Source organism: Pseudomonas marvdashtae, from assembly GCF_014268655.2.
Taxonomy (GTDB): Bacteria; Pseudomonadota; Gammaproteobacteria; order Pseudomonadales; family Pseudomonadaceae; genus Aquipseudomonas; species Aquipseudomonas marvdashtae.
This window is the reverse complement of sequence record NZ_JABWQX020000012.1, coordinates 1-1,182: the sequence shown is the minus strand read 5'-3', so window position 1 is coordinate 1,182 and position 1,182 is coordinate 1. Positions and strand designations below refer to the sequence as shown.

General features: G+C 53.6%; 1 protein-coding gene. It reads left to right on the top strand.

All coding sequences use genetic code 11. From position 1 onward, the window contains the following. A partial coding sequence (locus HU742_RS26720) for an IS110 family RNA-guided transposase (RefSeq protein WP_217828426.1) occupies positions 1-948 on the top strand: 948 nt, incomplete at its 5' end. Between the last annotated feature and the right edge of the window lie 234 nt (positions 949-1,182).

Sequence of the window (1,182 nt, the reverse complement as noted above, 5' to 3'; positions counted from 1 at the left end):
CAAGGCCACATGGTTCTGCGCAAGAAGCTTAATCGCAGCCAGTTGCTACCGTGGCTAGCACAAATACCACCCTGCAAAGTCGCCATGGAATCCTGTGGCGGGTCACAGTTTCTGGCGAGAGAAATCACCAAGCTCGGCCATCAGGTCCAACTGATTGCGCCACAGCATGTAAAAGCTTACGTCACGGGCAACAAGAACGATTTCATTGATGCCGAAGCTATCTGCGAAGCCGCATCACGCCCCAGAACGCGCTCTGTGCAGGTCAAGTCGGTCGACCAGCAGGTATTGTCGACGGTGCATAAATTGCGTAAATCACTGGTAAGTCGACGCACCGGCGTGATCAACCAGGTGCACGGGTTCTTATTGGAGTTTGGCGTTATCTTTCCCGCCGGCTATGCCGCGCTGGATCGGGTTCCTACATTGATGGAAGAACACAATCTACCTCTGCGCCTGAGGCAGGCTATTAATCGGATGCTTGATGACATTCGTCAATTGACCAGCGAAATCAAAGCGCTGGATACCGAGATCAAGCAGCAGGTAAACAGGAGTGACGCCGGCAAAAGATTACAGAGCGTCCCCGGCATCGGCCCCCTCATCGCTAGCGCGTTGGTGGCCGATGTCGGGGATGCTTCGATGTACAAATCGTCCCGAGACTTTTCGGCCTCCCTGGGGTTAGTGCCGCGGCAATACTCGACTGGGGGGCAAACCACGTTACTGGGTATTAGCAAGCGTGGGGATCGGTATTTGCGAACCTTGTTGATGCAGGGCGCCCAAACCCTGCTTTACCGAATCGATAAACGAAACGATGCGCTCGGCGTCTGGGCTAGAAACCTTTTGGCCCGAAAACCAATCAACAAAGTTGCCTGTGCTCTGGCTAATAAAATGGCCAGGATCGTCTGGGCGCTGTTGACCAAAGGTGGCACCTACAACGGGCATTTCACTGCGTGATCCAGTTTTACCACCGGCTTTTGCGACGTCAGTAAGTGATGGCGATAAACGGCAAATATCCTGGCTGAGAACCTGATAAGCAAAGAAGCTTTCGAAGCTGAAGCGCTTTTAAGGACAGGCAGGAGCGAATACTCATCAAGGGCCGAGCGCGTACCCGCGCTCACATGGAGCCCGGATACATTAGCGCAAGCCTGATTTACCGTTCATCGTGACTGAGTAGCAAAAGGTAGGCTG